Genomic DNA, 3822 nt, shown 5'->3' with positions numbered 1-3822 from the left:
GCATAGACCGCCACACTGGCGATCCCCGCATCCCGGCACGCACGAGCGACACGGACAGCGATTTCGCCACGGTTGGCGATGAGCACCTTGCGCACAGCACTTCCTCAACTAAGCGGCATGGATGGGTCAACGGGGGCGCAGCGGCACGTGCAGGTCGACGCGCGTGCCGTCCACGGGGGAGCTCTCGACGGTCAGCCGGCCGCCGATCTCCTCGACGCGCTGCTGCATCGAGGCGATGCCGGCACCCGCCCGCGCCGGGTCGAAGCCGCGGCCGTCGTCCTCCACGGCGGCGTGCACCCACCAGCGCGTCGTGCGTACGGACACGGCGACGCGGCTCGCGCCCGCGTGCTCGAAGCTGTTGCGCAGTGCCTCGCGCACCGACAGGAACAGCGCGCGGCGGTGGGCCGTGGCGACCAGACGCTCATTGCCCGTGACCTTGACCGTCACCTCCACCCCGGGCGGGGCCGCCTCCGCGGCGAACCCCTCGACGGCCTCGCGCAGCGGCGGCAGTTCGGTCGCCGTGACCAGCTCGCCCAGCAGCCCGCGCAGATGCCCCTCGGCCTCGCTCAGGAACGTCACCGCCGCCGCCAGCCGCTCCGGATCGCGTACCTCCGGGGCGCACTCGGCGATCAGACGGCGGGCGGTGGCCAGGGCGCCGCCGATGTGGTCGTGCAGGTCACGGGCCACGCGGCGGCGCTCGTGCCAGCGGCAGTCGGCGTGCTCGTCGGTGGCGGCGCCGGCGGCCGGGGCCGCCGGCGGTAACGGGTCCGGATCGGGCTCCGCAGGCGCCGCGGGCGCCGGGCGGCGCTCCAGGGTCGTGGTGGCCGCCCGCGCCAGCCCCTCGGTCAGGGCGCGGGCGAAGTCGCGTCCCAGGACGGCCGCGGACGTGCCCGAAGAGACGGTCGAGGCCGGAACGGCGGTCTCCATCGCAATCCCCCCACATACGTATTGCTTCATGTCCCTGGGGACGACGCGACGCTAACCGGGGAGTTCGTACTCGCCGCCCACCGACGGGTAATCACCTTCTCCCACGGCCGCCTCGTGCACGGCTCGTGCCAGACTCGAGCGGAGTCGTCCACAATGCGCCGGCAACGTCAGCAGGTTGGAGCAGGCAAGGAGTGGGCGCAGTGGGCAGTGAATGGTTCCGACGCTACGGTCCGGCCCCGACCGGGGCAACGGCCCCGCAGGACAGGCCCCGGCTCGTGTGCTTCCCGCACGCCGGAGGCGCGGCCAGCGCCTACGTCGCGCTGTCGCGCGCCCTGGCGCCGGCCGTCGACGTCCTGGCCGTCCAGTACCCCGGGCGCCAGGACCGGCACCAGGAGCCGGCCGTGGACGACATCGGGCGACTCGCCGACCGGCTGGCACAGGAGGTCACCGCCGCCGTCGCCGGCGACGGACGCCCGTACGCCTTCTTCGGGCACAGCATGGGCGCCGTCCTCGCCTACGAGACGGCCCGGCGCCTCGAACAACGCTCCCTGCCCGGGCCCGAACGGCTCTTCCTCTCCGGGCGCGGCGCCCCACGGGCCCTGCCCAACCCGCACGACCAGGTGCGCACCGACGCGCACGTCCTCGCGGCGATCCGACGGCTCGGCGGGACGACGGGCGGCGTCTTCCAGGACCCCGACCTGCTGGCCATGGTCATGCCGGCCCTGCGGGCCGACTACCGGGCGATCGGCGAGTACGCGTGGACGCCGGGGGCGGCGCTGAACGTGCCGTTCACGGTGCTGGTGGGGGACAGCGATCCGGTGGTGACCGTGGTCGAGGCGGAGGAGTGGGCGGGGTTTTCCGCGGGGCGGACGGATGTGCGGGTGTTTTCCGGGGGGCACTTCTATCTGGACCATCATGTGGGGGCTGTTGCCGAGGTGGTGGCGGAGGCGTTGGTGTTGGCGCCTGCGGCGGGCTGAGCCCCGGCCCCGCCCTTTCCCCGTTTCCCGGGGGCTCCGCCCCCGGACCCCCTGGGGTGGTGCTGCCCGGTGAGCACAAACCGGCGGAGAGAACCGGCAATGACCCGGGCGTTAGGGGCGGCTCCGTATCGTCCGCGGCATGAATGGTGCATCCGTTGGAACTCATGACCTCGCGGAGCCGTATCTGCTCGGGTGGCTCGCTTCCGTCGGGCTCGACGTGGAATACGTCCGGGGCGAGGGGAACACCCTCTACTACCGCGATTCCGAGGGGCGGGAAATACCCGTCGTCGACTATGCCGGCGGGTACGGCTCGCTCATGCTCGGGCACAATCACCCGGAGATCAACGCGTACGCGAAATCGCTGCTGGACGGCGGAATTCCCGTGCATGCGCAGTTCTCCCGGCACCCGTACGCCAATGACGTCGCGCAGGCGCTGAACGCGATCCTGCGGCGCGAACTCGGGGACGACGCCGAGGAGTACTCGGCCATCTTCGCCAACACCGGTGCCGAGGCCGTCGAGGCCGCCGTCAAGCATGCCGAGCTGGACCGGCGGATGCGGATGGACGCGGCGTACGCCACGGCCTCCGCGCAGGTGGCCGCCGCGCAGGCCGCCGGGGCCGGGGTGGGGGCCGCGGTCGTGGAGGCGCTGGGGCTGCCGGCCGGGGCCGCGATCGAGGTGGTGGCCGACGAGATCACGCGGCGCAACGACGCCGTGCGGCAGCGGACGCCATTGTTCCTGTCCCTCGAGGGCGGCTTCCACGGCAAGCTCGTCGGCTCCGTGCAGCTGACCCACAACGAGGGCTACCGGGCGCCGTTCGCCGCGCTGGCCGCGCAGGCCCGGTTCGTGCCGCGGGACCGTCCCGAGGTGCTCAAGGAGGTCGTCGAGGCCGAGCGGGCCGAGCTGCTGGGCCTCGCCGTCGAGGACGGCACGGCCGTGCTGGTGCGGCACGCGGCGCCGGTGTTCTGCGCCTTCGTGCTGGAGCCCATCCAGGGCGAGGGCGGCATCCGGGTCCTCGGGCGGGAGTTCGCCGAGGAGATCCAGCGGGTCTGCGCCGCCGTCGACTGCCCCGTGATCGTCGACGAGGTGCAGAGCGGCATGGGCCGCAGCGGCTCGTTCTTCGCCTCCTCCCGCGTCGGGCTGCGCGGCGACTACTACGCCCTCGCCAAGAGCCTGGGCGGCGGCATCGCGAAGGCGTCCGTGATGCTGGTGCGCCGCTCCCGCTACCGCCCGGAGTTCGAGCTGGTGCACAGCTCGACGTTCGCCAAGGACGCCTTCTCCTGCCACATCGCGCTGAAGGTGCTGGAGCTGATGGAGGCGGACGGCGGCCGGGTCTACCGGCTGGCGGCCGAGCGCGGGCAGGCGCTCAAGGACGTGTTCGAGGCCCTCCGGAAGGACTTCCCGGACGTGGTCGAGGACGTCCGGGGCGAGGGGCTCATGCTCGGCCTGGAGTTCCGCGACCAGACGCAGGCCGCCTCGCAGGCCCTGCGCGAGAACGCCGGCACGTTCGGCTACCTGGTGGCCGGCTACCTGCTGCGCGAGCACCGGGTGCGGACGTTCCCCACGGCGAGCGCGGTGCACACGCTGCGCTTCGAGCCGTCGGTGCACCTGTCAAACGAGGAGATCGCCCAGCTGGAGGCCGGGCTGCGGGACGTGTGCGCGATCCTGCGCGCCCAGGACGGCGAGCGGCTGCTGCTTCCGGCGCCCCCGGCGTGAGAGTGCCGGTACCGGACGGGTACGTCCCTCAACGTACCCACCCGGTCCGGCGGATCATGGAGCGCCCCGTAGGGGCGCCGTGGTGGCGCGTGACGAAGATCCGCCCCTGACGGCCTAGGTGTGTTGTCCCGGGACGTTGGTGACACGCGTGCTGGGTGCTTGAACGGGTGAGGGCCTTCTGGCTCGGTGGGGATTGCGACATCT

General features: G+C 72.8%; 4 protein-coding genes. 2 read left to right on the top strand and 2 right to left on the bottom strand.

Translation table 11 applies throughout. The annotated features are described in order from the left end of the window. Together AB0K17_RS30685 and AB0K17_RS30680 are read right to left on the bottom strand one after the other, a co-directional pair. A partial coding sequence (locus tag AB0K17_RS30685; RefSeq protein ID WP_279617129.1) for a biotin carboxylase N-terminal domain-containing protein occupies positions 1-95 on the bottom strand: 95 nt, incomplete at its 3' end. 31 nt (positions 96-126) lie between these two features. Next, positions 127-927 carry an ATP-binding protein gene (locus AB0K17_RS30680; protein WP_365970286.1) on the bottom strand — a complete coding sequence of 267 codons (801 nt, stop codon included), beginning with the start codon at positions 925-927 and terminating at the stop codon, positions 127-129. A 275-nt stretch (positions 928-1202) separates the two neighbouring features. Here AB0K17_RS30680 and AB0K17_RS30675 point away from each other — a divergent pair, with 275 nt between their 5' ends. Next, positions 1203-1904, top strand: coding sequence for an alpha/beta fold hydrolase (locus AB0K17_RS30675; protein WP_365970287.1), 702 nt, complete (start codon positions 1203-1205; stop codon positions 1902-1904). Positions 1905-2043: 139 nt separating this feature from the next. Further along, positions 2044-3618: an aminotransferase class III-fold pyridoxal phosphate-dependent enzyme gene (locus AB0K17_RS30670; protein ID WP_365985010.1), complete on the top strand. Its 1575-nt coding sequence runs from the start codon at positions 2044-2046 to the stop codon at positions 3616-3618. Positions 3619-3822 lie beyond the last annotated feature (204 nt).

Origin of the sequence: Streptomyces sp. NPDC049585 (genome assembly GCF_040675615.1) — a bacterium.
Lineage (GTDB): Bacteria > Actinomycetota > Actinomycetes > Streptomycetales > Streptomycetaceae > Streptomyces > Streptomyces luteosporeus.
This window is presented reverse-complemented; position numbering and strand designations above follow the sequence as displayed.